This is a genomic window from Kitasatospora sp. NPDC032121 (genome assembly GCF_055580145.1).
Genome location: NZ_JBVILX010000004.1, coordinates 230420 through 254986 on the forward strand (window position 1 = coordinate 230420; position 24567 = coordinate 254986).

At 72.7% G+C, this 24567-nt stretch carries 19 protein-coding genes and 1 riboswitch; of the genes, 9 read left to right on the forward strand and 10 right to left on the reverse strand.

The window, feature by feature from the left end; translation table 11 throughout:
• Nucleotides 1-249: 249 nt before the first annotated feature.
• The 6 genes from ACZ5OX_RS15005 to ACZ5OX_RS15030 all read left to right on the forward strand — a co-directional run bounded on the left by ACZ5OX_RS15005 (nt 250) and on the right by ACZ5OX_RS15030 (nt 7316).
• Nucleotides 250-1041, forward strand: coding sequence for a GntR family transcriptional regulator (locus ACZ5OX_RS15005; RefSeq protein WP_465630248.1), 792 nt, complete (start codon nt 250-252; stop codon nt 1039-1041).
• Nucleotides 1042-1434: 393 nt separating this feature from the next.
• Entirely contained in the window at nt 1435-1698 is a 264-nt protein-coding gene (locus ACZ5OX_RS15010; protein WP_392873290.1) for a DUF3311 domain-containing protein, read from the forward strand.
• Nucleotides 1695-3305 carry a monocarboxylate uptake permease MctP gene (gene mctP / locus ACZ5OX_RS15015; protein ID WP_449790007.1) on the forward strand — a complete coding sequence of 537 codons (1611 nt, stop codon included), beginning with the start codon at nt 1695-1697 and terminating at the stop codon, nt 3303-3305. Before ACZ5OX_RS15010 ends, mctP begins: the two co-directional genes overlap by 4 nt.
• A gap of 154 nt (nt 3306-3459) precedes the next feature.
• Nucleotides 3460-4338: a histidine phosphatase family protein gene (locus ACZ5OX_RS15020; protein ID WP_465630249.1), complete on the forward strand. Its 879-nt coding sequence runs from the start codon at nt 3460-3462 to the stop codon at nt 4336-4338.
• Between the two features lie 148 nt (nt 4339-4486).
• Nucleotides 4487-4981: a GNAT family N-acetyltransferase gene (locus tag ACZ5OX_RS15025; RefSeq protein WP_449790009.1), complete on the forward strand. Its 495-nt coding sequence runs from the start codon at nt 4487-4489 to the stop codon at nt 4979-4981.
• A gap of 106 nt (nt 4982-5087) precedes the next feature.
• A complete protein-coding gene (locus ACZ5OX_RS15030) occupies nt 5088-7316 on the forward strand; it encodes an acyltransferase family protein (protein WP_465630250.1) in 2229 nt (742 codons plus the stop codon).
• A 36-nt stretch (nt 7317-7352) separates the two neighbouring features.
• On the opposite strand, the gene ACZ5OX_RS15035 is transcribed toward ACZ5OX_RS15030, so the two are convergent.
• From ACZ5OX_RS15035 to ACZ5OX_RS15055, 5 genes are all read right to left on the reverse strand, one after another.
• Nucleotides 7353-8549 (reverse strand): glycoside hydrolase family 113, encoded by a 1197-nt coding sequence (locus tag ACZ5OX_RS15035; RefSeq protein WP_465630251.1) that lies wholly within the window; start codon nt 8547-8549, stop codon nt 7353-7355.
• 15 nt (nt 8550-8564) lie between these two features.
• Nucleotides 8565-10016 carry a glycosyltransferase family 2 protein gene (locus ACZ5OX_RS15040; RefSeq protein ID WP_465630252.1) on the reverse strand — a complete coding sequence of 484 codons (1452 nt, stop codon included), beginning with the start codon at nt 10014-10016 and terminating at the stop codon, nt 8565-8567.
• A gap of 110 nt (nt 10017-10126) precedes the next feature.
• Nucleotides 10127-10969, reverse strand: a complete 843-nt coding sequence (locus tag ACZ5OX_RS15045; protein WP_465630253.1) for a hypothetical protein — start codon at nt 10967-10969, stop codon at nt 10127-10129.
• 169 nt (nt 10970-11138) lie between these two features.
• Nucleotides 11139-12593: a glycoside hydrolase family 26 protein gene (locus ACZ5OX_RS15050; RefSeq protein WP_465630254.1), complete on the reverse strand. Its 1455-nt coding sequence runs from the start codon at nt 12591-12593 to the stop codon at nt 11139-11141.
• Nucleotides 12594-12771: 178 nt separating this feature from the next.
• On the reverse strand, nt 12772-13797 hold the full coding sequence (locus tag ACZ5OX_RS15055; protein ID WP_465630255.1) for a hypothetical protein: 1026 nt from the start codon (nt 13795-13797) through the stop codon (nt 12772-12774).
• 350 nt (nt 13798-14147) lie between these two features.
• Nucleotides 14148-14273, forward strand: a riboswitch (cobalamin riboswitch).
• A 192-nt stretch (nt 14274-14465) separates the two neighbouring features.
• On the opposite strand from ACZ5OX_RS15055, the gene ACZ5OX_RS15060 reads away from it, so the two are divergent.
• Together ACZ5OX_RS15060 and ACZ5OX_RS15065 are read left to right on the forward strand one after the other, a co-directional pair.
• On the forward strand, nt 14466-16871 hold the full coding sequence (locus ACZ5OX_RS15060) for a ribonucleoside-diphosphate reductase subunit alpha (protein ID WP_465630394.1): 2406 nt from the start codon (nt 14466-14468) through the stop codon (nt 16869-16871).
• 20 nt (nt 16872-16891) lie between these two features.
• A complete protein-coding gene (locus ACZ5OX_RS15065) occupies nt 16892-17887 on the forward strand; it encodes a ribonucleotide-diphosphate reductase subunit beta (RefSeq protein ID WP_392874237.1) in 996 nt (331 codons plus the stop codon).
• A gap of 64 nt (nt 17888-17951) precedes the next feature.
• Here ACZ5OX_RS15065 and ACZ5OX_RS15070 read toward each other — a convergent pair whose 3' ends face one another.
• The gene (locus ACZ5OX_RS15070; RefSeq protein ID WP_465630256.1) at nt 17952-18251 is read right to left on the reverse strand and encodes a DUF397 domain-containing protein; all 300 of its coding nucleotides are present in this window, start codon (nt 18249-18251) and stop codon (nt 17952-17954) included.
• 95 nt (nt 18252-18346) lie between these two features.
• Between ACZ5OX_RS15070 and ACZ5OX_RS15075 the strand changes: the two genes are divergently transcribed.
• Entirely contained in the window at nt 18347-19408 is a 1062-nt protein-coding gene (locus tag ACZ5OX_RS15075) for a ferritin-like domain-containing protein (protein WP_465630257.1), read from the forward strand.
• A gap of 144 nt (nt 19409-19552) precedes the next feature.
• Here the strand turns inward: ACZ5OX_RS15075 and def are convergent, their stop codons facing one another.
• From def to ACZ5OX_RS15095, 4 genes are all read right to left on the reverse strand, one after another.
• Nucleotides 19553-20194, reverse strand: coding sequence for a peptide deformylase (gene def, locus ACZ5OX_RS15080; RefSeq protein ID WP_449790017.1), 642 nt, complete (start codon nt 20192-20194; stop codon nt 19553-19555).
• A 44-nt stretch (nt 20195-20238) separates the two neighbouring features.
• Nucleotides 20239-21231, reverse strand: coding sequence for a tetratricopeptide repeat protein (locus ACZ5OX_RS15085; protein WP_392873328.1), 993 nt, complete (start codon nt 21229-21231; stop codon nt 20239-20241).
• Between the two features lie 341 nt (nt 21232-21572).
• On the reverse strand, nt 21573-22835 hold the full coding sequence (locus tag ACZ5OX_RS15090; RefSeq protein ID WP_465630258.1) for an HD-GYP domain-containing protein: 1263 nt from the start codon (nt 22833-22835) through the stop codon (nt 21573-21575).
• A gap of 146 nt (nt 22836-22981) precedes the next feature.
• Nucleotides 22982-24397 (reverse strand): HD-GYP domain-containing protein, encoded by a 1416-nt coding sequence (locus ACZ5OX_RS15095; protein ID WP_465630259.1) that lies wholly within the window; start codon nt 24395-24397, stop codon nt 22982-22984.
• Between the last annotated feature and the right edge of the window lie 170 nt (nt 24398-24567).

Here is a 24567-nt window from a genome sequence, read left to right on the forward strand (position 1 = left end):
TTCGAACGGGTGGGGGGATTCATAGTTACCGGCCTAGTGGTGTAGACCAGCTGCCTGGAGCTTGGCCTAGACCAATGGGCCTGTCAACGGCTGTTCGACCGTTCTCGACCACCCGTTATCAAGCCGACACCGCACATCGTTCATCGCGTGATGAGGTATTCGTTCCGTAGCCATACATGCAACGATGTGAGCCGTTAACGATGAGGCGGGGTCAGCGAGGACCTCGCGAGAAGCGGGAGAACAGGTCCGATGAGCAGCGACGGGGGATCCACCGCCCAGGTCAACGACCCCGAGGTGAACAACCTCCCGACGCAGGCCGGAACCGATCCGACCGCGCGCGTCCCCAAGTACTACGGGCTGAAGCGGCACCTGCTGCAGCTCACCGAGACCCAGCCCGCCGGCACCCCGGTGCCGCCCGAGCGGGCGCTGGCCGCCCAGTTCGACACCTCGCGCACCACCGTGCGCCAGGCCCTCCAGGAGCTGGTCGTCGAGGGCCGCCTGGAGCGCATCCAGGGCAAGGGCACCTTCGTCGCCAAGCCCAAGGTCGCCCAGGCCCTCCAGCTGACCTCCTACACCGAGGACATGCGCGCCCAGGGCCTGGAGCCCGCCTCCCGGCTGATCGAGATCGGCTACATCACCGCCGACGACCGGCTCGCCCCGCTGCTCGACATCAAGCCGGGCGGCCGGGTGCTGCGGATCGAGCGCCTGCGGCTGGCCAACGGCGACCCGATGGCCATCGAGGTCGCCCACCTGTCCGCCAAGCGCTTCCCGGCCCTGCGCCGCAACCTGGCCAAGCACAACTCGCTCTACGCGGCGCTGCGCGAGGTGTACGGGGTCACCGTGGCCGAGGCCGAGGAGACCATCGAGACCACCCTGGCCAACCCGCGCGAGGCCGGCCTGCTCGGCTCCGACCTCGGCCTGCCGATGCTCCAGCTCTCCCGGCACTCCTTCGACGCCGGGGGCGAGCCGGTCGAGTGGGTCCGCTCGATCTACCGCGGCGACCGCTACAAGTTCATCACCCGGCTGAAGCGTCCGGAGTAGCCGCACTCCCCCACCGCACTTCGGGCACCGGCGCGCGCGACCCGCGCGCCGGTGCCCTTTGCGTTCCGTGACGGCCTCTCGGGGTCCCGCGCCGGCTGCGCCTCTCCGCCGTACCTCCGCCGCGCTCCCGCCGCGCCTCCGCCGCATTTCCGCCGCCCCGACGGCGGACATCGGCCGCTCGCGTCCGACTGGTGGGAAGTTGCGTCAATTCCGGTGACATGGATCACCCCATGCTCTAGATTGCGCAGCCGTACAGACCTGACTGCCGATCACCGATGGTGCTGCTCGGCGGGCCCGTACGGCGCTCGGCGCCGACCGGGCTGCGGCGCCGACGGGGAACCCTCCGGAGCGGAGCCGAAGATGCCGTCTGATCCCCCCACCGTCGAAGATGTCATGCCCGAGCCAGCCGGGAGGCCCGTCCCGGCGGTGACGCCCGAACGGGTGCTGGCCGGCCTGGCCCTGCTCGTGCCGATCGTCGCGATGCTCTGGGTGTCCTCGTACGACAAGAGCGACCCGGCGGCGGCCGGCATGCCGTTCTTCTACTGGTACCAGCTGCTCTGGGTGCCGGTGTCGGCCGTGTTCACCGTGGCCGCCTACCTGCTGATCAACCGGGACGAGAAGGCCCGCAAGGCGGCCCGGAAGGGCGGTGCGCGATGAAGGACGTCAACGTGCCGGCCCTCGTGGTCTTCGTGCTGTTCTTCGCCCTGGTCACGGTGATGGGCTTCCTCGCCTCGCGCTGGCGCCGCGCGGACAACGCGGCGCACCTGGACGAGTGGGGCCTGGGCGGGCGCAGCTTCGGCACCTGGGTGACCTGGTTCCTGCTCGGCGGCGACCTCTACACCGCGTACACCTTCGTCGCCGTCCCGGCGGCGGTGTACGCGACCGGCGCGGCCGGCTTCTTCGCGGTGCCGTACACGATCATCGCCTACCCGCTGGTCTTCCTCTTCCTGCCCCGGCTCTGGTCGGTCTCCCGGGTGCACGGCTACGTGACCCCGGCCGACTTCGTGCGCGGCCGGTACGGCTCGCGGCCGCTGTCGCTGGTGGTCGCGCTCACCGGCATCTTGGCCACCATGCCGTACATCGCCCTGCAACTCGTGGGCATCCAGGCCGTGTTGGACGTGCTGGGGGTCGGCGGCGGGGAGAACGCCAACTGGTTCGTCAAGGACCTGCCGCTGTTCATCGCCTTCGGCGTGCTGGCCGCCTACACCTACTCCTCCGGGCTGCGCGCCCCGGCGCTGATCGCCTTCGTCAAGGACGCCCTGGTCTACATCGTGATCATCGTCGCGGTGATCTACATCCCGATCAGGCTCGGCGGCTACGGGCACATCTTCGAAGCCACCGCCCAGCACTTCAAGGAGGCCAAGGCCGGCTCGCTGACCATCCCCGAGAACAAGCAGTGGACGTACGCCACGCTCGCCCTCGGCTCGGCGATGGCGCTGTTCATGTACCCGCACTCGGTGACCGGCGTGCTGGCCTCCAAGTCCCGCAACACCGTGCGCCGCAACATGGCGATCATGCCCGCCTACTCGCTGATGCTGGGCCTGCTGGCGCTGCTCGGCTTCATGGCGGTCGCGGCGGGCGTCGGCAAGGGCGTCAAGGGCTACAACTCCCAGCTGTCGGTGCCCCAGCTGTTCGCGAACATGTTCCCGGACTGGTTCACCGGCGTGGCCTTCGCCGCGATCGGCATCGGCGCGCTGGTGCCGGCCGCCATCATGTCCATCGCGGCGGCCAACCTGTTCACCCGCAACGTCTACAAGGAGTGGCTCAAGCCCGCCGCCACCCCCGCCGACGAGACCCGGGTCGCCAAGCTGGTCTCGCTGCTGGTGAAGGTCGGCGCGCTGGTCTTCGTGCTCGGCATGGACAAGCAGGCCGCGATCAACCTCCAGCTGCTGGGCGGCCTGTGGATCCTGCAGACCTTCGTGTCGATCGTCGGCGGCCTGTTCACCCGCTGGTTCCACCACTGGGCGCTGTTCGCCGGCTGGGCGGCCGGCATGGTGTACGGCACCTGGAAGGCGTACGGGATCGCCAGCCCCGCCACCAAGCACTTCGGCGGCAACTCGGCCGAGATCCCCGGCATCGGCGAGATCGGCTACATCGGCCTGACCGCCTTCGCGCTCAACCTGATCGTCTCGGTGGTGCTCACCCTGGTGCTGCGGGCGGCCAAGGCGCCGGAGCTCCCGGACGAGACCAAGCCGTCCGACTACAGCGCCGAAGCCGGCGACGACGAGCTGAAGAACGCGCCGGAGCCCGTAGCGGCGCACTGATTCGCGCGGTACGCGCCCTGTGATCGCGCCGCCTTCTCCGTGAACACTGGAGAAGGCGGCGCGATCATATGTATGAACAGGCGTGCACGCCGGGCACCACCAGACCGGACCGGCATCCGGCCGGGACCTGATCGACCACGGGGAGCTCGCGGCCATGGCAGAACTCGGCACCACCCTCAACGGCCAGCACCAGTCCGCCCAGAGCCAGCACCACCACGCCACCACGCAGGGCCAGCACGGCACCGCCCCGGGCCAGCACGGCACCGGCCACGGTCAGCACACCGGCGGTCACGGGCAGCACGCCGCCGCCCACCGCCCGCCGACGGCCGGCCGGCTGCCGTCCGTGCTGATCGCCACCCGGCACGGGGAGTCCACCGCCAACGTCGAGTTCCAGCTCGCCGAGGCCGTCGGCGCCCTCAGCGTCCCGATCAGCTGCCGCGACGCCGACATCCCGCTGTCGCTGAACGGCCGGCGGCAGGCCCAGGCGCTCGGCCACTGGTGGGCCGCTCTGCCCAGCGCCGACCGCCCGCGCAGCGTCTGGTGCTCGCCGTACGTGCGCACCGCCGAGACCGCCCGGATCGCGCTCGCCCAGGCCGCCGGGCTCGGCGCCGTCCCGGTCACCCTGGCCGTCCGCTACGACGAGCGGCTGCGCGACCGCGAACTCGGCGTCCTGGAGATGCTGCCCAAGGCCGCGATCGAGGCCAAGCACCCGGAGGAGGCGGCCCGGCGGCGCAAGATGGGCGAGCTGTACTACCGCCCGCCGGGCGGCGAGTCCTGGGCCGACGTCGCGCTGCGGGTGCGCAGCCTGCTGCGGGACCTCTGCGAGGAGGAGGCCGGACGGCCCGTCCTGCTGGTCGCCCACGACTGCACGGTGCTGATGCTCCGCTACGCGCTGGACCGGCTCACCGAGGACCAGCTCACCGCGCTCGGGCCGGTGCACAACTGCTCCACCAGCCTCTGGCGGGCCCAGGACGGGCGGCTGCGGCCGGACGGCTGGAACGGGGTCGGGCACCTGGCGTTCGGGGAGGACTGACGGCCGCCCTCCCCGGCCGCCTCCCCGGCGGGCCTCCCGGCCGGCCGTCCAGCGGGCCGTCGGCCCGTCCGCCCTGCCGCCCTGCCGCCCGCCGGGCCCGTTCGACCCCGCAGAACCGCCCCGCACCGGGCTCCGGCACACTGGCCCGATGGACTTCCTCATCCGCCAGGCCCTCCCCGAGGACCTCGCCGACGCCGGCCGGATCACCGTCGAGGCCTTCGTCGGCGACGGTTTCACCAACCCCACGGGCAGCTACGTCGAGCTGCTGCGCGACTCGGAGCGCCGGGCCCGGGAGGCCGAGCTGCTGGTCGCCGTCGACGCGGCGGGAGCCGGGGTCCTCGGCTGCGTGACCTTCGCCGTCGGCGGCACCGAGTGGGCGGACATCGCCACCCCGCGGGAGGGCGAGATCCGGATGCTCGCCACCGCCCCCGCCGCCCGCGGCCGCGGCGTCGGCGAGGCCCTGGTCCGCGCCGCCGTCGCCCGCAGCCACGAACTCGGCCTGGCCGGCATGGCCTTCTCCACCCGCCCGGAGATGACCACCGCCCACCGCGTCTACGAGCGAACGGGCTTCCGCCGCACGCCCGAGCGGGACTGGGCCCCGTACCCGGGAATGGACCTGATGGTCTACACCATGGCGTTCTGACCCGGCCCCGGGGCGCCCTCCGGGATCACCGGCCGTGTTCCCGGCCGGTGACCGACGGACGATCAGCAGACGTCTTTTGATATAAACCACAGATCAAGACGTGCCCATGGACACGTCGCGACAGTCGATCGACCCCGGGGGAACAGACCACATGGACGACGGGCCCGGCATCGGCGCGCCCGCGAGCGGGCCCACGCTCCAGGACATGCGCAGGAGCAGGGGCGTCGAAGCCCCCGCCACCAGCCGCTACGCGATCCCCGCACCGGTCCCGGAGCCCCGCGGACCGCTGCCGCCGTCCGTCCGCTTCAAGGCGGTGGACGGCCTGCGCGGCCTGGCCATCGCCTCGGTGCTGCTGTACCACACCAACTGGTTCCAGAACGGCCTGTTCGGCGTGGACGTCTTCTTCGTCCTCTCCGGCTTCCTGGTCACCCTGGTGCTGGTCCGCGAGCTGGACCGCACCGACGGCATCCGGCTCGGCGTCTTCTACCGCCGCCGGGCCAAGCGGCTGCTGCCCGGCCTGTTCGCCACCATCATCCTGGTGGTGGGGCTGTCCGCCCTGGTCAGTCCGCTACGGGACGTCAGGGACCTCCGCCCGCAGGCCCTGGCCGCGCTCGCCCAGATCGCCAACTGGGCCCAGCTGTCGCGCGGTGACGCCTACTGGCAGCACTTCGAGTCGATCGACCCGCTCGCGGCCATGTGGTCGCTCAGCATCACCGAGCAGTTCTACGCCCTCTGGCCGCTGCTGCTGCTCGCCGTCTACGGGATCTGCCGCCGCTCCGTGCGCGCGGCCGGCTTCGCCACCGCCGGACTGTTCGTCGCCGCCGCGCTGGTCGCCCCGCTGCTGTGGAACGGCCACAACAGCGACCGCCTCTACCTCGGCACCGAGACCCGCGCGGTCGGCTTCGCGGCCGGCGCCACCGCCGCCTTCGGGGTCTACCTGTGGCTGCGCCGCAAGGTGCGCGCCGGGGCCCCCGGCGGCACCGGCGGGCCGCGCCCCCGCCTGCGCCTGCCGGCCGGCCCCGTGCTGCCCACCCTGGTCGGCACCGCGGCGCTCGGCGGCCTGGTGTGGGCCAGCCTCGCCGTCGGCACCTACCACGAACCGTGGCTCTACCAGGGCGGGCTGGCCGTGGTCGCGGCCCTCGCCGCCGTCCTCACCGTCTCGCTGTGCCAGGAGCGGGGACCGCTGGTGTGGCTGATGTCGCTGCCCCCGCTGCGGCTCACCGGCACCATCTCCTACAGCCTCTACCTGCTCCACCTGCCGGTGTACTGGCTGCTCCAGCACTACGTCGACGACATCTCGCCGAAGAAGCTGCTGGCCATCGGCGCACCCGTCTCCTGGGTCCTGGCCTGGCTGCTGCACACCGGCACCGAGAAGCTGCGGGTGCTGCGCTGGCGGGCCTTCCCGGCCGTCCCGCTGGTGGCCGTCACCGCCGCGGTGGCCACCACCGGCGCCTGGTACCTGCCCGCCTGGGTCACGCACGACATGAAGTCCGGGCCGGACGGCAAGCCGATGGTCCTGCTGCTCGGCGACTCCTTCTCCCAGGACCTCTCCACCGGCCTGTACCGGCAGGGGGACCGCTACCGCGTCGTCGACGGCGGGATCAGCGGGTGCGGGGTGTTCGGCCCGGAGAAGGTGCGCACCACCTCCCGGGAGGAGTTCGAGACCAGCCAGGAGTGCCGCGACCGGAACGCCGCCTGGGACCGGCAGCTCGGCACCGGGCCGCAGGCCGTGGTGGTCCACCTCGGCTGGGACGCCGCCGAGCAGTACCTCGACGGCAGCTGGCTCAACCCGTGCGACGAGGACTACCGGACCCGCTACGGCGTCCGGCTCTCCCAGGCCGTGGACCAGATCCGCCGCCGCGCCCAGGGCGCCCAGGTGCTGCTGATGAACGAGCGGGTCGAGAACGGCGCCATCAACAAGACCTGGGGCACCTGCTACAACCAGCAGGTCGGCGACTTCGTGAAGGCCTCCGGCGGCGCCGTCCGGCTGCTCGACCTCAACGCCTTCTACTGCCCGTACGAGACCTGCGCCTGGAAGGACAAGGAGGGCCACCTGGTCTCCCCGGCCAACGACGGGGTGCACCTCACCCGGGCCGGCATGCGGTTCGTCACCCCGTGGCTGGAGAAGGAGATCGCGGGCGCGCTGGCCGGCGCGGCACCGGGTCAGCCCGCCGCGGCGCCGACCCCGACCCCGACCCCCACCCCGACGCCGACGGCCTCGACCACCCCAACCCCCACCCCGACCCCGACCTCGTCCACCAAGCCGACGGCCGGCCACACCTCGGCGAAGCCCACCCGGGCCCCGAGCACCAAGACGACCGCGCCCCAGGGCTAGGGCGTTGCCCGCCGGGGCCCCGGCGGGCAACGCGCCTCAGGAGGGCGGCAGTTCGTAGGTCTGCGCGAAGCAGGTGCGGATCGCCTGCTCGGACGCGGGGCGCCCGGCGAAGTCCATCCGCGGGGTGTCCTGGTTGGTCGGCAGGGTCGGGTCGATGCCGAAGTAGAGCGACCAGAAGTACACCCCGCCCAGCTTGCGCTCCTGCGCCACCTGGCAGACCGCGGTGAACCAGGCGGCCTGGACGGGCTCGTTCAGCTCCCGCTTGGTGTAGAAGTCCCCGGGCGTCTTGTAGGCGCCCTTCTGCGCCGGGATGCCCACCTCGGTGAGCTTGGTGGCGGGCTGCGGCCCCGCGCCCCGCTTGTCGAGCCAGCCGTTCCAGCTGGCCACCAGGTCGGCCACCGGGGCGTCGTCGCCCGCCGACTTGGCGGGGAAGTAGGCGTCCACGCCGGTCCCGTCGGCCGGCAGCGTGAGCGGCCCCTTGGACCAGTTGTCCCAGTTGGCGTCGTAGACGATCTGGCCGCGGAAGGTCTTCCTGGCCTGCTCGATCAGGCCGGCCCAGTGCGGGTCGTTCTCCAGCGAGTTGAACTCGGTGCCGACGGTGAACTCGGTCGCGGAGTGCTCCTGGGCGGTCTTCAGGTACGGCGTCAGGAAGGCGGCGTAGCTGGCGAACCAGGCGTCCTTGTCGGCGGGCGCGATGTTGCCGCGCCACACGCCGGTGGCGGAGTAGTCGAACACCTCCTCGTCCATGATCGGCCGCACCGTGGTGCGCAGGCCGGCCCGGTGGGCGGAGTCCAGCAGCAGGGCCAGTCGCTCCGGGCTCGGGGTGGTCGCCCGGGCGGCGACGGCGTTCGACTTGGGGCCCGTCGTGTAGTACGGGAAGGTCACCGACAGGGAGTTGGCGTTCAGCCCGACCACGTACTTGACGATGCGGTCGACCTTGCCCTGGACGAAGCTCTCCGGGTCCGCCGGGTCGTCCAGCCAGTACACCTGCACGCCCCACTCGGGGCTGCCCTTGGTCCACGGACGGGCCACCTTGGGGCCGTCGTCCTCCACCTGCGGCGTGTCCTTGCCGAAGCCCCAGACCCGGCCCTGCTCGGTCGGGGCGCCGGCCCAGTGCACCGTGGTGGGGCGGCGGTGGTCGAACTTGATCGGATGGTCCCCCCAGACCACCGGGATGCCCACGGTGAGGGCGACCACCACGGTCGGGAGGATGAAGATGACGGGGCGCTTCACGGTCGTGCTCTCCGATCAGGCCGGCTTGGCGATGACGACGAACTTGTTCTCCTCGCGCTTCAGGAACTTGATCAGTCCCCGCAGCCCGCCCCAGCCCTCCAGGAAGGAGAACAGCGGAATGGCCGCCACCACCACGATCGGCTCCCACCACTTGCGCCGGTGGTTGGCCGAGGCCACCACGTTGAGCCGCAGGCCCTCCCAGTACGTCCAGATGACGTACGCGAAGTTGATCGACCAGACCAGCACCACGGACTGGGTGACCGGCGAGGTGTTCCAGGTGCCGGTGAACCACGCCACCAGCAGCACCAGGCCGACGTGCTGCAGCGGGCCGAGCACCCAGCTGACCATGCCCATCCCGATGAACAGCCGGTACCGCAGCGGGATGGTCTTGTTGAAGCAGAGCGCGACCAGGCCCCAGGCCCAGCGCTCGCGCTGCTTGAGGAAGTCCTTGACGCCGGCCGGCGAGGCGCCGTAGCAGCGGCCGTTGAACCAGTCACTGCGGCCGGGGTAGCGCTGGCAGAAGTTGAGCGCCATCTGGGCGTCCTCGACGATGGTCTTCGGGCCGAAGTCCCAGCCGATGGTGGCCTCCACCGAGGAGCGCACGATCAGCAGTTCGCCGTGCACGCCCGCGATCGGGGTGCCGGTGCCGGTCATCGCGCGGAAGCGGGCGATGTCGTCGGCGGGGCGGATCGCGTCGGCGAGCCAGGTGAAGGTGGAGACGGCGTTCTCGCGCGGGTACGTCAGGATGCCCTGCGCCATGTGCTTGGCGTCGTCCCCGGCCCTGCGCTGCCGGTTGACGAACTGCGCGACGGCGGCGGCGGTGTCCGGGCCGACGCCGGTGTCGTCGTCCATGTGCAGCACCCAGACGTCGTCCTCGGCCTCGCCCTCCTCGATCCGCAGCTCGTGCGAGTAGTGGTTGGCGCGGGCCTTGAACTTGGTGCCGTTGGGCGTCTCGTACGCCTTCGGCACGGTCACCACGCGGATCAGCGGGTGGCGCTCGGCCAGCTCGTCGATCTTCTCCGCGGCGGCGCAGCCCTCCTCGGTGAGGATGTCCACCCGCATCCACGGGAAGTACGGCGGCAGGTGCTCCACGTACGAGAGCACCGAGCGCTCCAGCGCGGGGTAGGTGTCGTGGCGGCCGATGGTCGGCACCAGCACGATCAGGAAGTCGTCCTCGACGGGCGCGGCCGGGGTCATCCGACTGACCTGGCGCAGCCGGCGGCGGACCATCAGCACGCCCTGGAAGCCGATCAGCACACCGAAGACCGGCATGCCCCACAGGATGGTGATCGCCCAGCCCAGCGCGGTGGGGTTGGGCACGTACGCCCACAGCGAGAACGTGAAGATGATCGCGAAGGAGACGTAGAACGGCGTCACCCGGGGCTTCCACGACATCTGTCGCTCGGCGAGCCGGGCGGCCTCGCGGGACGTGGTCAGCACCGTCCGCTCGGCGGTGGTCGATGACATGGCGGTAGCGCTTCCTCGTCTGGTGTCGTCCCGGCCCCGGGCGGGGCGCGGGTCGTTCGTGAGCGTTCGGCCGCGGGGCGGTCGGCCCCGCGGCGGTCGACCCCAGGCGGTCAGCCCTGGGGTGGCCGGTCCGCCGGCGGCGGCACGGCCGGGCCGGGCGGCACCGGGCCGGGCGGCACCGGGCCGGGAGCGACCGGGCCGGGGGCCGGCGCGCCGGGCTGCGGCGGGGCGGCGGGCCACGGCTGGGCGACGGCCGGCGGGTACGCGCCCGGCTGGGCGGGCTGCTGCGGCGGGTACGGCGCCGGCCGGCCGGGCACGGGCTGCCCCCAACCGGGCTGGGGCTGGGGCTGTCCGGGCTGGAGCTGGTGCTGGGGCTGTCCGGGCAGTGGCTGGGGCCACGCGGGCTGGGGCTGGGACAGCGGCTGCGGCTGGAGCTGGGGCTGCGGCTGGGGCTGCGGCCAGGCGGCGGGCTGGGACCACGCGGGCTGCGGCTGCGCGGCCGGCAGCGGCGCCGGCGCCGGCTGCTCCCGCCAGACCGACCGGGCCAGCAGCACGATCAGCGCCGCGGTGACGGCCACCCCGAGCCCGAAGGTCGCGAGCTTGAGCCAGCCCTCGGTGGTGCCCGTGAACCACTCCCGCTGCGGCTTGTCCAGCAGCGCGCCCACCAGGCTGCGCACCCGGTTGTACCCCTCGACCAGCGCGACACCGGCCGCCACGCCGAGCGCCCAGTTGCGCCCGCGCAGCAGGAGGATGCCCGAAACCAGGTACAGCAGGCCGTAGTTGAGGCTTCCGGTCTCGGCGAACACCGAGGAGCCGCCGTAGTAGAAGATGCCCTTGAGGTAGGTGGCGACGCCGACCTGGCCGAAGCAGTTGTACCCGGCCCAGCAGAGCAGCAGCACGCCCCAGCTGACGGCCACGCCGCCGGCCGCGCGCATCGGACCCGTCCGTGTCATCCCGTATCCCCCGCCCCCTCCGGACCCGTCCCGGCCGTCGGCCCACCCTCGGCTTCGCCGCCACAGGATGCCACACGGCACAACCGCGCCGGAATTCCACCCGTACGGCCGAGCCCCGCGGCACCATCCGCCGCACAGCGCCGGCGGCCACACCGGAGGTGGCGCCGACTCAGCGCACGTGCAGGCCGCCCCAGTCGACGTTCGCCCCGAACGGACCGGAGCCGCCGGTGAGCGCCAGCGGGCTGCGGTACGTGGCGGTGACGTCCGCGACCGAGTTGCGCGGCTGGTCCGGGGTCAGGTTGTTCGCGGTGAGGGACTGCCCCCAGACCGTCCAGATCGTCCAGGGCGTGCGCCGCAGGGTCTCCGGCTGGCGGGAGTTGACCGGGACGGCGAAGGACTCGGCCAGCATCCGCGGCTTGCCGTAGGCGGACAGCCCGTCGTAGTACCGCTTGGTCCACACCTCACCGGTGCCGATCGGGTGCGCCGGGCTGCCGCTGTAGTCGTCCACGCCGACCACGTCGACGTACTGGGCCCCCGGGTAGTAGTCCCAGGGGTCCACGCCCGGGGCACCGTCCCAGGACACCGGCGTCCAGACGAACAGCAGGTTGTGCAGCCCCCGGGTCTCCACCAGGTACCGGTAGGTGATCTTCCACAGCGCCTGGTAGTCGGCCGGCTTCTGGCCCGCCCACCAGAACCGGCGGGAGCAGTCCAGCACGTTCATCTCGTGGTACGGGCGCAGCAGCACCGGCACGTCGTGGGCGGCCAGGTACTCCAGGTGGTCGGCCAGGTAGGACAGGTCGGTGATCAGTGCCCGGTACTCGGGGGTGTCGTGGGCACCGTCCACGACCCGGCCGAACCAGTCGGGGTCCTTCGCCACCGGCGAGTTCGAACAGAGCACCCGGTCGAAGGACTTGACGTCCGAACCGGGGTAGGGCTGGTGGAAGGACATGCCGACGATCCCGGCCGGGCCGCCGCCGTTGTCGGGCAGTTCGGTGCTGCTGCCGTCGCAGTTCTGCTGCACGCCCGCCGCGCCGTAGCCGCCGTCCTCGGCGCGCGGGTGGCCGCTCCACACGGCGGAGAGCAGGTCGACGGCGTCATCGGTGTACTGCCAGCCGGCCCGGCAGGTGGGCCAGCGGCCGGCCGAGTAGGACCGGGGATTGCCGACGCCCCAGCCGTTCTGGCCGTAGCCCGGGCCGAGGTCGGTCTCCACGAAACCGGGCAGCTTGCCGGTGATGTCGGCGGCCTTCTTGTAGTAGTAGCCGACCTGCTTGGTGCCCCGGTAGTCCCCGTACTCGGGGTTGTTGCGCTCGTTGTGCGCCTCGACGTGCTGGCCGATCACCGTGCCGCCGCTCTGCCCGGTGCGGGCCTGGGACTCCAGGTCGGCGAGGAACTGCTGGACGGCGCGGGCGTTCGGCGAGGCCTGCGGGTCCCGGGCGAGCAGGTCCCGGCCCACCTCCGGCGGCAGGGTGCGCCCGGGCAGGCCGACCGACACCGGGACGCGCGGGAGCTGTTCGCCGTCGGCCCGGCCGTCGTGGTCCAGCAGGAAGACCGCTCCCGCGGCGGCGACGATCCCGGCCGCGGCCAGGACGGCGGGCTTGCCGCGCAGGGCTCTGGGCAGGGCCACTGACCGCTCCTCCGGTTGCTCGCCGGCGCCGCCCCCCACGGACGCAACCGGAAACGCGTACGACATGACTGTCCCGAGAGCCTGCCACACTCCCCCGGCCTGCGCGAACGGTCGGCCGGGGGCCGGGGTGTCACGGCGGATCAGCCCGCCGTGCCCGCCCGCGGGACGCCCCGGCGGATCAGCCCGCCGAGGCCGGAGCGGTGCCCTGGACTCCGGGCGCGGCCGAGGACGCGGCCTTGGCGCGCTTGAGCAACTGCCCCTTCACGTGCTCCGCGAACCCGGAGGCCGCCGCGGTCGCCGTGGCGTCCGGGGCGTTGCCGCCCTTCGCCGAGCCCTCGACCGTGAAGTAGCCGTACCGGCCCAGGCTGTTGTGGGTGCCGGTGCAGCCGGCGCCGGCGCAGAAGGCCGGCGCCCCGGCCGCCGGCGCGCCCTTGAGCTGCCCGGTGAAGTTCTTCAGCGCGGTCTCGGCCTGGAGCTTGTGGTCGAAGACCGCCACCCCGACGGTGACCGCGCTCTCACCGGAGACGTACGTCGCCCGGAGCACCTGCTGGCACCCCTGGTCGCCGAGCACCTTGCCCAGCCCGCCGGTCGTGGAGTTCCCGTCCCAGCAGGGCGAGTCCAGCGCCACGACGGTCCGGTTCCAGGTGGCGCCGTTGATCGTCACCTGGAGCGCGGAGAACAGCGCTCCCGCGTCCTGCGGCGCCGGGTCGGTGGCGGCCTCCCAGATCGGCTTGGACGGGTCGTCCGGCTGGCCGCCCGGCGTGCCGGACGTACTCGGAGGCGCGACCGGCTGGGTGCTCTTGACGGCCGTCGGGGAGCCGTCGTCCTTCTTGCCCTTGAACAGCACCACACCGCCGGCGACCAGGCCGCCCACCACGGCGACCGCGGCCACCACGCCGATGACCCTCATCCGGCGACGGCGCTTGCCCTCGGCCTCGTTGCGGTCCGCCAGCGCGTCCCAGTCCGGCTCGGCCCGCTGCGGCGGGACCGGCTGCTGGGGCTGCTGCTGGAGGTGCCACTGGGGCTGCGGCTGGGGGGCCGGCTGGGGCTGGGGCTGCGGCTGCTGCTGCGCGAAGGGCGGCGGCGCGACGGGCTGCGGCTGGGCGTGCGGCGGCTGCCCGACCGGCGGAGCCGGCTGCGGCGCGGGCGCGACCGGCTGCGGCACCGGCGGGATGGGCTGCGCGACCGGCTGCGCCGCCGGCACGACCGGCCCGTACGAGGCCGGCGGCGGCCCGAAACCCCCGCTCGGCGGCGGTACCGGACCAGGTACCACCGGCTGCTGACTCTGTGCGCCCCCCGGCCCGGCGGGAGGCGTTCCCTGCGGCCCCTGCCCAGGTACGCCAGTTCCGTCGCTCATGCGCCCAGATCGTAGGGCATCCTCGTGTCGGCCGATCCTCCCGGTGACCATTCCGTATCGAAACCAGGACGCCCCCGGCCCGGTTCCGGGGCCTCGCAGGGCCATCCTGGGCCACGTTTCCGGTACCACCGGTCATCGCCCCGACACGCGGCGCCGCACTACATCTGGGGTCGCTTCAGGGAGACACCACTACATGTATGCTCGCTTCTGCTGTCGATGCAGGGGAACCCGGTGCGAATCCGGGACTGCCCCGCAGCGGTGTGCGGGCGGCTCCAGCAGCCGTACCCGCGAGTCCGATGACCTGCCGACAGCGTGCGCCACGGCCCTCCCGCAGAGGCCGCGCCGACACGAGCAGTACCCCTCCGGGCCTCGCGGGCGGGCCGGGGAGTCACCGTCGCGCGACGCCGTCTGCGTTCGTGCCGTGCTCCCCTGCCCCGATCGGCCCGGTGGCCCCCGATCACCGCCGCCGATCGCCGCCAGGAGAGAGCGCCTTGACCACCGCCGCCTCAGCCACCCTGCCCGCCCAGGGCACCGGTACCGCCTTCACCGACCCGACGGTCTCCGACCCCGGCGGCGCCCTGCTGCGGCTGCTCACCGACCGCAGCACCGACCTCACCGAGGTCGACCCCGGCCACGTCGCCGCCGCCGCGCTGCGCGGCCGCCACGCCGGCTCGGACTTCGCCGAGCTGCGCGGGCTGGCCGTGGACGCCGCCGCATCGATGATCGCCGAGGACCCCCAGTACTCGAAGCTGGCCGCCCGCCTGCTCGCCCTGGAGATCGTCGACGAGGCGAATAGCCAGGGCTCGGTGTCCTTCTCCGCCTCGATCGCCGTCGGCCACACCGAGGGCCTGATCGGCGACACCACCGCGGACTTCGTCGCCAAGCACGCCGCCGCCCTGGACGCGCTGATCGACACCACCGGCGACGACCGCTTCGAGTACTTCGGCCTGCGCACCGTGCAGTCCCGCTACCTGCTGCGCCACCCGATCACCCGCAAGGTGATCGAGACCCCGCAGCACTTCCTGCTCCGCGTCGCCTGTGGCCTGGCGGTCGGCGACAGCGAGCAGTCGGTCCGCGAGGTGGCCGAGCTGTACGGCCTGATGAGCCGCCTGGAGTACCTGACCTCCTCGCCGACGCTCTTCAACTCCGGCACCCGGCACCCGCAGATGTCGAGCTGCTACCTGCTCGACTCGCCGCTGGACAACCTGGACTCGATCTACAACCGCTACGCGCAGATCGCCCGCCTCTCCAAGCACGCCGGCGGCATCGGCCTGTCCTACTCGCGCATCCGCTCGCGCGGCAGCCTGATCCGCGGCACCAACGGCAAGTCCAACGGCATCGTGCCGTTCCTGCGCACCCTCGACTCCTCCGTCGCCGCCGTCAACCAGGGCGGCCGCCGCAAGGGCGCGGCCTGCGTCTACCTGGAGACCTGGCACGCCGACATCGAGGAGTTCCTGGAGCTCCGCGACAACACCGGCGAAGAGGCCCGCCGCACCCACAACCTCAACCTGGCGCACTGGATCCCGGACGAGTTCATGCGCCGGGTCAACGCCAACGAGGACTGGTCGCTGTTCTCCCCGGCCGACGTGCCGGAGCTGGTCGACCTGTGGGGCGCCGACTTCGACGAGGCCTACCGCAAGGCCGAGCAGGCCGGCAAGGCCGTCCGCACCATCCCGGCGCAGACCCTGTACGCCCGCATGATGCGCACCCTGGCGCAGACCGGCAACGGCTGGATGACCTTCAAGGACGCCTCCAACCGCGCCGCCAACCAGACCGCCCTGCCGGGCCGCACGGTGCACTCCTCCAACCTGTGCACCGAGATCCTGGAGGTCACGGACGACTCCGAGACCGCCGTCTGCAACCTGGGCTCGGTCAACCTGGGCGCCCACGTCGCCGCCGGCGCCTCGGCCGACGACCTGATCGGCGCGATGGACTGGGAGCGGCTGGACGCCACCGTGCGCACCGCCGTCACCTTCCTCGACCGCGTGGTGGACATCAACTTCTACCCGACCACCGAGGCCGGGACGTCCAACTCCCGCTGGCGCCCGGTCGGCCTCGGCGTGATGGGCCTCCAGGACGTCTTCTTCAAGCTGCGGATCGACTTCGACTCGGCCGAGGCCAAGGCCCTCTCCACCCTCATCGCCGAGCGCATCATGCTCACCGCCTACGAGCGCTCCGCCGACCTGGCCGAGCAGCTCGGCCGCCACGAGGCGTACGGCGAGACCCGCGCCGCCCGCGGCGAGCTGCACATCGACCACTTCCCGACGGCCGCCCCGCAGTGGGCCGACCGCTGGACGGCGCTGCGCGCCCGGATCGCCGAGACCGGCCTGCGCAACTCGCTGCTGCTGGCCATCGCGCCGACCGCGACCATCGCCTCCATCGCCGGCGTGTACGAGTGCATCGAGCCGCAGGTGTCCAACCTGTTCAAGCGCGAGACGCTGTCCGGCGAGTTCCTCCAGGTCAACCCGTACCTGGTGCGCGAGCTCAAGGAGCTCGGTGTCTGGGACCAGCAGACCCGCGACGCCCTGCGCGACGCCAACGGGTCCGTCCAGGAGCTGAACTGGCTGCCGGCCGAGGTGCGGTCGCTGTACCGCACGGCCTGGGAGCTGCCGCAGCGCGCCCTGATCGACCTGGCCGCGGCCCGCATGCCGTACCTGGACCAGAGCCAGTCCCTGAACCTGTTCATGGCGGCGCCGACCATCGGCAAGCTCAGCTCGATGTACGCCTACGCGTGGAAGGTCGGTCTGAAGACCACCTACTACCTGCGTTCGCGCCCGGCCACCCGTATCGCCCAGGCCGCGTCCGGCACCGCCCGGGCCGCCGCGCCGGTGCCCGTGAACACCCCCTCCCTCACCCCGGAGCAGGAAGCCGCCATCGCCTGCTCCCTGGAGAACCCCGAGTCCTGCGAGGCCTGCCAGTGAGCACCCCCGAAGACCGCAAGATGCTGCTCGACCCCGGCTTCGAGCTGACCCTGCGCCCGATGCGCTACCCGTCGTTCTACGACCGGTACCGGGACGCCATCAAGAACACCTGGACGGTGGAGGAGGTGGACCTGCACTCCGACGTCGCCGACCTCGCCAAGCTCAGCGAGGGCGAGCGGCACATGATCGGCCGCCTGGTCGCCTTCTTCGCGACCGGTGACTCGATCGTCGCGAACAACGTGGTGCTGAGCCTCTACAAGCACATCAACTCGCCCGAGGCGCGGCTGTACCTCTCGCGGCAGCTGTTCGAAGAGGCCGTCCATGTGCAGTTCTACCTGACGCTGCTGGACACCTACCTGCCCGACCCGGAGGACCGCGCGGCCGCGTTCGCCGCCGTGGAGAACATCCCCTCCATCGCGCAGAAGGCCAAGTTCTGCTTCAAGTACATGAACGCGGTCGACCACATCGACTCGCTGCAGACCAAGGAGGACCGCCGCGCGTTCCTCCTGAACCTGATCTGCTTCGCGGCGTGCGTCGAGGGCCTGTTCTTCTACGGCGCGTTCGCCTACGTGTACTGGTTCCGCAGCCGCGGCCTGCTGCACGGCCTGGCCACCGGCACCAACTGGGTGTTCCGCGACGAGTCCATGCACATGGACTTCGCGTTCTCCGTGGTCGACACCGTCCGCGAGGAGGAGCCCGACCTCTTCGACGACGAGATGGCCAAGCAGGTCACGGAGATGCTGGAGGAGGCCGTCGAGGCCGAGCTCCAGTTCGCCCAGGACCTGTGCGGTGACGGCCTGCCCGGCATGAACACCGCCTCGATGCGCCAGTACCTGGAGGCCGTCGCCGACCAGCGCCTGGCCCGTCTGGGCCTGCCGATCCGCTACGGCTCGACGAACCCGTTCGGCTTCATGGAACTCCAGAACGTCCAGGAGCTGACCAACTTCTTCGAGCGCCGGGTCTCGGCGTACCAGGTGGCCGTCGAGGGCTCGGTGTCCTTCGACGACGACTTCTAAGAAGCGCACAACACGACAGGGGTGCCCCGCACGGCCACAGCCCGTGCGGGGCACCCCTGTGACATCAGTCGGTCGAAAACTCCCCGGACTTGACCCCGGCGAGGAAGGACGACCAGGCATCGGCAGCGAACGCCAGAGCTGGCCCACTCGAGTCCTTCGAGTCCCGGACAGCCATCCCGCCCACCCTCAACGGCCGGATCTCCACGCACTCGTTCGCCTGGGCGCTATAGCTGCTCTTGCGCCACCCCTGAGTGGCACTGTCCGGCACAGTCACGCGCTCACAACTCTTCTGATCGTCATTACAAGTGGCAGGGGCCACCCCGGGTGAGACGGTGCCGCCCGGCACGGCACCGCGCGCCATCATCCGGATGAACTCCTCGGCCGCACCGGCGGCATGCGTCCGGGCACGGCCCGCCTCCGGCTACGGTCCGGCGCACAGTCGAGCGAAAGGGGAACACCATGGCGACGACCGGAATCCTGGACTACGAGAGCGACGCGATCGTCCAGCTCATGAGCATGGCCGAGGAGGACTGGAGCGAGCAGGAGCTCAAGGACGCGCTGCAGCGGGCGATCATGCTGGAGCTCTCCACCATCCCGCCCTACGCCACCGCGCTCTGGTCGATCACCAGCCAGGACGACTCCCAGCCCGTCCGCCACACGATCCGCGAGATCGTCTTCGACGAGATGTCGCACTTCGGCCTGGTCTGCAACATGCTCACCAGCATCGGCGGCACCGTCGTCCTCACCGACCCGGCCACCGTCCCCAAGTACCCGGGCGAGCTGCCCGGCGGGGTCAACCCGGGGCTGATCGTCTCCCTCGGCGGGCTGACCCGGGAGTCGGCGGGCCTCTTCTCCGACATCGAGAAGCCCGAGAACCCGCTCGCCTTCGCCGCCGACGGGAACACGATCGGCGCGTTCTACCAGCGGATCGCCAATGTCTTCCCGAACTTCGCCCACCTGCTGACCGGGCGGAACCAGGTGACCTTCCCGCTCGGGTCGGGCCACGGCGCCGGCAACGACATCGTCGCGATGAACACCATCGACGACGTCCTGAAGGCGATCGACATCATCCAGACCCAGGGCGAGGGCACCACGGCCTCCCCGGACAACCCCTTCCCCGGCGCCCCGGGCGAACTCGCCCACTACTACGCGTTCAAGGAGATCGCCGTCGGCAAGAAGCTCGTGCAGAACCCGGCGACGGGGAAGTTCGAGTTCACCGGCCCCGACGTGCCGCTCCCGGACACCTCGCCGGTCGCCCGGGTCCCCGCCGGCGGCTGGGCCGACGACCCCGGCAACGCGCCCGACCAGTCCACCGCCGCCCTGCTGCACGACTTCAACTCGACGTACAGCGCCATGCTGACCTCCCTCGAACACGCCTGGGGCGGCACCCCGAACGAGCTCTTCACCGCGATCGGGAACATGAGCGACCTGGCCGACACCGCCCAGCGGATCAACGCCATCAAGCTCCCCGCGGACCCCCGTTTCACCTACGGCCCGGAGTGGCTCTTCGTCACCGGCTGACCGGGACACGGGCGGAGGGCTCCCGTTCACGGGGGGCGGAACGGTCCGCTGCACGGGCCGAGCGCCCCCTGACACCCGGCCGATACGAAACGCGGGGGCCGGCCCGGGATTCCCCCGTGCCGGCCCCCGACTCGCCTCCGGGCGTTACGCGTTCGGCACCGTCGCGTACTTCGGGGTGCCCTCGGCCATCTGCCGCAGGGCGTCCTTGCGGTCCCGCTTCGACAGCTTGTCGATGTAGAGGGTGCCGTAGAGGTGGTCGGTCTCGTGCTGCAGGCAGCGGGAGAAGAAGCCGGTGCCCTCGACGCGGATCTCCTTGCCGTTCTTGTCGACGCCGGTGACGGCGGCGTAGTCCGGGCGGGCCAGCTCGGCGTAGGCGGTGGGGACGGAGAGGCAGCCCTCGTTGCCGTCGTCCAGGACGCGGCGGCGGTCGGCCGGGTACTCCTCCAGCACCGGGTTGATCACGTGGCCGATGTGGCGCACGCCGTCGTCGTCCGGGCAGTCGTAGACGAAGACCTTGAGGTCGACGCCGATCTGGTTGGCGGCGAGGCCGACGCCCTCGGCGGCGTACATCGACTGGAACATGTCGTCGATCAGCGCGGACAGTTCGCCGTCGAAGACGGTGACGTCCTTGACCTCGCGGTGCAGGACCGGGTTGCCGACGACGGTGATCGGACGCGCGGTGCCCTTGCTGAGGTCGGGCTCCTCACCGATCACCTTCACGGGCGTCTCGGGCGCCGTCCCCTCCACGTCGTGCTCGTGCTCGTGCTGCTCGGCCTGCTCCGCCATGTCTTCCGTCTTCCGTAGGTGTACGCGTTACCTCACCAGGGTACTCAGCACACCTCTTCGAGGTCCCGGTAAGCCCGGCTTCCCGGGGCCGCCGCGACCCAGCGGTCCAGCAGGGTGCGCACCAGGTGCGCCGGGGCGGCGATCCCGCACTCGCGCTCGACCAGCCAGGACATCCCGGCCGCGCCGCCCTGGCTGAGGTGGCTGAGGTGGCCGGGGTGGGCGGCGTCGCCGTCGTCGTGGGGGTCGTGGTGGGCGGCGACGCCGTCGTCGGAGGCCATCCGGCTCTCCGAGCAGGCCCGGCACAGCAGCCGCACCGAGGACGTCCAGTCCTCGGCCGCGTAGCCGGCGTCGGCGACCAGCCGCTCCAGCGCGTCCCGGTCACCGGCGGTGGCGGCCTGGAGCAGCACCACGTACGTCGGCACCGGGGAGGGCGCCCACAGCTCGATCTCGTCGAACACCGGGTAGGCGACGCCGTCGGTGACCCGCTCGCCGTGCGGGGCGCCGTCGTGCAGCACCACCTCGCCCCAGCGGCGGCCGGAGGAGGGCAGCGGGATGGACAGCACCTCGATCCGGGCCGGGTCCAGTCGGCGGCCCCAGACCACCTCGGACTCGCCGTCCGGGGAGAGCCGCACCGGGGTGGTGCCGAGGTCCAGACTGACCGGGCCGTCCTGCTGGGCGCCGGGGCCTCCGGGCAGCTTCAGGCCGTACGCCTGCCAGGCGCGGCGGGCCAGCGGCCAGTCCTGGAGGGCGGTGGCGGTGATGCCGAGGTTCCACCAGTCCGGGGCGCCGTGTTCGCGGTCCAGCAGGGCGACGGCGCGCAGGCCGGCCGAGCGGGCCTGTTCCCAGTCCCGGCGGAACTTGTGCAGCAGGGCGAGGTTGAACCAGGAGTCGGAGAGCCACGGCTCCAGGTCGGCGGCCATCACCAGCAGCGCGCCGGCGTCCTCGTAGCGGCCGTCGCCGATCAGCGTGAAGGCCCGGTCGGTCGTCTGCCGCCAGGTGGCGGACGGCCGGTGCCGTGCCCGGTGGAAGATCCTCACGTTCGTCCCTGCCGTCGTCGTCCGCTCAAGTCCCGTGCCACCGTGCCCGTACCGCCTCCGACGTGTGCGGGGCCCGGTGCCCCGGGTCGGTGTTCCACGCTACGACCGCATCCAACCACGCCCGCCCCCGCCCGCGCTCCCCACCGCCGAGGTTGGGGCCCGCCCCTCCCCAGCCTGCCTGTCCGATCCCGACCGCTCAACCCCTGACGGCCGCGGCCCGGGTCCCGGGGGCCGCGACGGCGGTGGCCGGGCCCGCGCGGCACGGGCCCGGCGCGCCCCTCGGCAGCCCCCGACGCCCCCTGGACGCCTCGGCCGGGCGGGCCCGGCCGGCCCCCGGTCGTTCAGCGGCGGCCCCGGCCGTTCAGCCTGGCCAGGGCGTCCACCACGCGGGCGTCGTAGACCCGGCCGCGGCCCAGTCGCAGCACCTCCAGCACCTCCAGCCGCCCGACCGCCTCGCCGATGCCCCGGCCGCGGGCCGCCGTGAGCAGGTCGTCGTAGGCGTTGGCGACCCGGATGATCCGGGATGCGAGCGGCACCTGGCCCTCGCCGGAGGCGGGTCCGGTCCAGGGGTCGGCCAGCCGGGCGACCTGCTCGGCGACCTGCCGGGGCACCCTGGTGCGGCTGATCACCTCGCTGCCGAGGCGCGCGATCCGCTGCTGCTCGGCGCCGGGCAGCAGCGCAGTGGCGCCGTCCGGCACCGGCTCGACCAGGGACAGCTGGCCGACGTCGTGCATCAGCGCGGCGTACTCCAGTAGAGCGAGCTCGTGGGTGCTCATGCCCAGCTCGCGGCCGAGCGCGCACGCCGTGTCCGCGACCCTGCGCGCGTGCCCGTGCGGGGTGTAGCCGGCCACTTCGGTGGCCCGGGCGAGGCTGGCGATGGTCTGCCCGGTGGTGGCCCGTACGGCGGCGGCGCGCCGGAAGGACACCTGGGCGAGCAGCAGCGGGGTGCAGAACAGCGGCAGCGCCCACAGCCCGACCTCACCGGCCGCCAGGCTGACCAGCATCCCGGTCGCGACGATCGCCGAGCCGATGCCGAAGAGCGAGCGCAGCTCGTCCTCCAGCGCGGCCGGGAACCGCGGTCCGCCGCCGGAGCGGCGCAGCAGCGCCGCCAGGGTGGCGTCGCAGAGCGCGGCCAGCCCGGCCACGGCGGTCAGGAACACCCCGTACGCCGGGCCCTCGGGCGAGAAGCGGTCGACCATGCCGCTGTTGTAGAGCGGCTGGAAGAGGGCGGCCGCGAAGCCGACGGCGAGCAGCCTGCGGGCGGCGCCGTCGCGGCGGGCCGGGTCGGCCCAGGGCGGGCGGCGGTGCGGGTGACCGGCGCCGCCGACCAGCCAGCCCAGCAGCAGGCCGGCCCCGGTCACCGCGACCACCTGGAGCGTCCCGGGCGCGGTCGGCACTCCGCGCAGCGGCCCGAGCACGGCGTACGCCAGCGCGGCGGCCGCGCCGATCGGCGCCTGCTCCCGATCGCCCGGAAGGGTGATGCGGACGCACTCGCCGAGCGTGATCAGCGCGGTGAACGCCAGCGCGACCCCCGGCTCGGCGACCCCGCGCACCGCGACCGCGCCCAGCGCGAGCGTCAGCAGCGCGGCGGCCGCGGCATGCACCCCGCGCGTGGTGCGCCCTCGGGGCGTGCACCCCAGGAGCACGCGCCCCAGCCTCCGGAGCCCGAACGCCCCGGCCCCCGGCGCCGCCCGGACGGCGGCCGTCCGCCCGGCCGCGGTACGGCCCACGTCGCCGCGCCCGGCGGCCCTCACGGCTGCCCCACCGGGGGGAAGCTCCCGCCCTGGGGCGGTACCCGGCCCGGCGGTACCCGGCCCGGCGCCGCCCGGACCGGCTCGGGCACCCCGAGCGGGATGTCCGGCACCGCCTGGATGGAGTCCTCGGAGTGCACCACCGGCTGCCAGTCGTGGCCGGCCAGCGCGTCGATCAGCGCCCGCACCATCACCGGGTCGAACTGGCTGCCCGAGCAGCGCTCCAGCTCCGCGACCGCCTCGCGGACCGGGCGTCCGCGCCGGTAAGAGCGGGTGGAGGTCATCGAGTCGAAGGCGTCGGCGACGGAGATGATCCGGGCGAACTCGGGGATCTGGTCGCCGGCCAGCCCGCTCGGGTAGCCCCGGCCGTCCATCCGCTCGTGGTGGTGCAGGATCCCGGCGTGCGCCTCGCCGAGGAAGTCGATCCCGCGCACCAGCTCGTACCCGTACACCGGGTGGATCTCCACCGCCCGGCGCTCCGCCTCGGTGAGGGGACCGTTTCTGCGCAGCAGCTCGGTGGCCACCCCGAGCTTGCCGACGTCGTGCAGGATGCCAGCGAAGCGCAGGGTGCGCAGCCGCTCGGCCTCCATGCCGAGCTGAGTGGCGATCAGCACCGAGGCCAGGCCGACCCGTTCGCTGTGGCCGCGGGTGTAGGAGTCCTTGATCTCCACGGCCTGCACCAGCGACTGCACGGTCGCCTGGTGGGCGTCGCGCTCGCGCTGCCCCTGGGCGAACACCCAGGCCGAGATGGACAGCGGCAGCAGGGCGAGCAGCGCCGCGAACGCGCCGTACGGGCCCTGCCAGAGCACCGCGACCATCAGCCCCCCGGCCGCGTGCACCAGCACCGGCAGCCCGCACACCGAGTGCGCCCCGCGCAGCAGCACCCACGGCCCGCGGCCCTCGCTGAGCATCAGCATGACACCCACCACCACCCCGTTGACCAGGCAGAACACCGCGACGGCGGCGAATCCGGGCAGCAGCGCGGCCGGGAAGCGGGAGCCGAGCAGCAGCTGCGGGCCGCGCAGCAGGTGGAAGGCGGCCGAGGAGGCGAAGGCGCACAGCGCGAGCTGGGAGCCATTGAACAGCTGGCGCGGGCGGCAGCCGCGCCCGTTCGGCCCGCCGAGCACCGCGGCCGGGGCGGCGACCAGGGCGGCGGCGGCCGGCGGGAGCATCAGCACCCCGGCGAACAGCACCGGGAAGAAGGCGTTCACCCCGGGCCGGGCGGGCACCCGCTCGGGCAGCGCCGGCCGGCGCAGCAGCCGGCGCACCAGCACCAGGCAGGGCGTGGGCAGGCCCTGGGCCAGGGACTCCCAGCAGCCGTGCAGGAAGGCCAGCAGCGCGACCTTGGGCCAGTCCACCGGCGCGCCGAGCCAGTGCGGCACCCCGGGGGCGGCCGCGGCGGGCAGCAGCGGCACCAGGCAGCACAGCGCCGCCGCCGGGACGGCCGCCAGGTAGCGCGCCGCCCCCCGCGGCAGGGCCGATCCTCCACAGTCGGTAGCGATCTCGACCTCCCCGCCGTACGGACCCCGTGCTGCCTCGACCCGCCGGACGGACCGACGGTGAGTGACCGTCAGGAGAATAGGCG

What these genes read in the sequence shown, in the direction of transcription:
- ACZ5OX_RS15005 (WP_465630248.1), top strand. Translation starts at nt 250, where the DNA reads ATGAGCAGCGACGGGGGATCCACCGCCCAGGTCAACGACCCCGAGGTG.
- ACZ5OX_RS15010 (WP_392873290.1), top strand. Translation starts at nt 1,435, where the DNA reads ATGCCCGAGCCAGCCGGGAGGCCCGTCCCGGCGGTGACGCCCGAACGG.
- mctP (WP_449790007.1), top strand. Translation starts at nt 1,695, where the DNA reads ATGAAGGACGTCAACGTGCCGGCCCTCGTGGTCTTCGTGCTGTTCTTC.
- ACZ5OX_RS15020 (WP_465630249.1), top strand. Translation starts at nt 3,460, where the DNA reads ATGGCAGAACTCGGCACCACCCTCAACGGCCAGCACCAGTCCGCCCAG.
- ACZ5OX_RS15025 (WP_449790009.1), top strand. Translation starts at nt 4,487, where the DNA reads ATGGACTTCCTCATCCGCCAGGCCCTCCCCGAGGACCTCGCCGACGCC.
- ACZ5OX_RS15030 (WP_465630250.1), top strand. Translation starts at nt 5,088, where the DNA reads ATGGACACGTCGCGACAGTCGATCGACCCCGGGGGAACAGACCACATG.
- ACZ5OX_RS15040 (WP_465630252.1), bottom strand. Translation starts at nt 10,016, where the DNA reads ATGTCATCGACCACCGCCGAGCGGACGGTGCTGACCACGTCCCGCGAG.
- ACZ5OX_RS15045 (WP_465630253.1), bottom strand. Translation starts at nt 10,969, where the DNA reads ATGACACGGACGGGTCCGATGCGCGCGGCCGGCGGCGTGGCCGTCAGC.
- ACZ5OX_RS15065 (WP_392874237.1), top strand. Translation starts at nt 16,892, where the DNA reads ATGCTGCTCGACCCCGGCTTCGAGCTGACCCTGCGCCCGATGCGCTAC.
- ACZ5OX_RS15070 (WP_465630256.1), bottom strand. Translation starts at nt 18,251, where the DNA reads ATGATGGCGCGCGGTGCCGTGCCGGGCGGCACCGTCTCACCCGGGGTG.
- ACZ5OX_RS15075 (WP_465630257.1), top strand. Translation starts at nt 18,347, where the DNA reads ATGGCGACGACCGGAATCCTGGACTACGAGAGCGACGCGATCGTCCAG.
- def (WP_449790017.1), bottom strand. Translation starts at nt 20,194, where the DNA reads ATGGCGGAGCAGGCCGAGCAGCACGAGCACGAGCACGACGTGGAGGGG.